This is a genomic window from Erwinia sp. (assembly GCF_049696395.1).
GTDB lineage: Bacteria > Pseudomonadota > Gammaproteobacteria > Enterobacterales > Enterobacteriaceae > Erwinia.
This window is the reverse complement of the sequence record NZ_JBAVTT010000111.1, coordinates 1-2,138: the sequence shown is the minus strand read 5'-3', so window position 1 is coordinate 2,138 and position 2,138 is coordinate 1. Positions and strand designations below refer to the sequence as shown.

The 2,138-nt window shown below is 55.0% G+C and carries 2 protein-coding genes and 2 pseudogenes; 3 read left to right on the top strand and 1 reads right to left on the bottom strand.

What is annotated here, in order from left to right; genetic code table 11:
• From WCC56_RS14450 to WCC56_RS14440, 3 genes and pseudogenes are all read left to right on the top strand, one after another.
• Window positions 1–117, top strand: a pseudogene (locus WCC56_RS14450) (EamA family transporter); the annotation flags it as partial.
• 5 nt (window positions 118–122) lie between these two features.
• On the top strand, window positions 123–1,034 hold the full coding sequence (locus WCC56_RS14445; protein ID WP_424693048.1) for a LysR family transcriptional regulator: 912 nt from the start codon (window positions 123–125) through the stop codon (window positions 1,032–1,034).
• A gap of 80 nt (window positions 1,035–1,114) precedes the next feature.
• Complete coding sequence (locus WCC56_RS14440) at window positions 1,115–1,945, top strand: oxidoreductase (protein WP_424693047.1); 831 nt, start codon at window positions 1,115–1,117, stop codon at window positions 1,943–1,945.
• A gap of 28 nt (window positions 1,946–1,973) precedes the next feature.
• Here WCC56_RS14440 and WCC56_RS14435 read toward each other — a convergent pair.
• A pseudogene (locus tag WCC56_RS14435) lies at window positions 1,974–2,138 on the bottom strand (very short patch repair endonuclease); the annotation flags it as partial.

The following is a 2,138-nucleotide window of genomic DNA, read 5'->3' as shown; positions in this document are numbered from 1 at the left end:
ACTTCCAGAGAGTGGCTGGCGCTGGCCATCATTGTGCTGGCGGTGGTGCTGGTGACGCTGGGTAAATACCTGTTCCCGGCCAAACCCACCGTTAAACCTTGTGTGCTGGGCGAGTAACAAGAATGCGAGGCAGCGATTACAGCGAACTGAAGGCGTTTATCACTATTGTCGAACAAGGCAGTTTTACCCGGGCTTCTGTTCAGCTGGGTATGAAACCCTCCACCCTGAGCCAGATCCTCCGCCAGTTGGAGAATCGCCTTGGGGTTCGTTTGCTTAACCGAACCACTCGCAGCTTGTCGTTGACCGAACCAGGTGCAGCCTTACTCGCCAGGCTGAAACCCGCCATGCAGGCCATGGAAGAAGCGGTCAGCGATACGGCCTCACAAAGTGGAAAAGTGGCCGGAATGCTGCGAGTTCATACTTCACGTATTGGCGCTGAACTTTATCTCCAGCCTCATCTTGCCGCTTTTCATCACCGCTGGCCGGATATCGTGCTGGAGCTGACCGTGGATGACAGCGCCATTGATATTGTCAGCCATGGCTATGACATTGGTATCCGCCTCGGGGAGTTGCTGGCGAATGATATGATCGCGCATCCGTTAGGGGGAGAACTGCGGGAGGTGGCTTTTGCCTCACCTGAGTATCTGGCCCGCAACGGCAGGCCGAAAACCCTGTCAGACCTGCAACAGCATCAGTGCATTAACTGGCGTTATCCGGCCAGCCAACGCCTGTATAATTGGGAAATGTGGCAGGACCAGCGCTGGGTTGCCGTAGCGGTCCAGGGCCCGTTGATTGTCTCCGACCGTCGGATGGGCCTGAATGCCGCCCTGCAAGGAATGGGAATTGGATTCTGGCTTTATGATCGGGTTGCTGAATACGTCGCCAGCGGCGAGCTTGAGCTGTTACTCGAAGAATTCAGCCATCCTTTCGATGGTTTCTATCTGTACTACCCGCAGCAAAGCGTGGCTTCTCCCACCATTAAAGCCTTCAGTGAATTTTTCCGCGCGGCCAATACTACCCTGAAACCCACCTAACGCATGCGCTTAACGGCAGATTATCAACACAGTTATCTCTGGCAAACTGCTCTTCGTTATCGACTAAACGGAGAAAGAAAATGTCCTCAGCAAAAACCTGGTTTATTACTGGCGTCTCTCGTGGCCTCGGCGAAGCGCTGGCCATAGCGGTTCTGGCACGTGGCGATACTGTCATTGGCACCACCCGCGACAAAGCTCCCGCCTTTGCTACTGACTCCCCAAATTTTCACTGGATCTCACTCGATGTAACCGAGGCCGCGGCGATTAAATCGGCTGTCGATCAAGCCTTCAACCTCACCGGTAAAATTGATGTGCTGGTCAACAATGCAGGTTACGGTCTGCTGGGCTCCGTCGAGGAAGCGACAGAAGAAGAAGTGGCCCAGCTGTTTGACGTCAACTTCCACGGCACGCGCCGGGTTACCCAGGCTGCCTTGCCGCATCTTCGCCAACAGCGCAGTGGGCACATCATCAATATTACCTCCATTGCAGGGATTGCGCCGAACCCCGGTTCAGGGATGTATTCAGCCTCGAAATTTGCGGTTGAGGGGATGTCGAAAGGATTGGCTCAGGAAGTAGCACCGCTGGGGATTCATGTCACGCTGGTAGAGCCGGGAGCCTTCCGCACTGACTTCCTGTCCGATCACTCACTGCGCAGAAGTCCTGCAAAAGTTGCTGACTATGCCGAAACCGCCGGTGCGGTGGTGGCAAAACTGGATGACTTTGCCGGTAACCAGTTGGGAGATCCTGAACGGGCCGCCGAGGCGCTGATTGCGGTAACAAACGTAACGCAGCCGCCATTACATCTGCTTTTAGGCAGCGATGCGTTGAAAAGGAGTGAACAGATGCAGGCCGCATTCAGGCACGATGTTGAGAGGTGGCGGGAAGTGACGTTAAGCACTGATTTTAGCTAAGACTAAGGGCTGCCGTTTCCAGCAGCCCTTAAATTTGCCGGATGCCCTGGAAATCAATCTCTCCATTGCCCTTCCCAGCACAAATCCACTCTTCCAGCCGGCTGGTCATCGCTTCTTCTTCCAGCCGGGTTTTGCCCCGCAAGGCACATTCCCACACTAACAACACTTTCCAGCCTGCGGCGCTCAGTTCGGC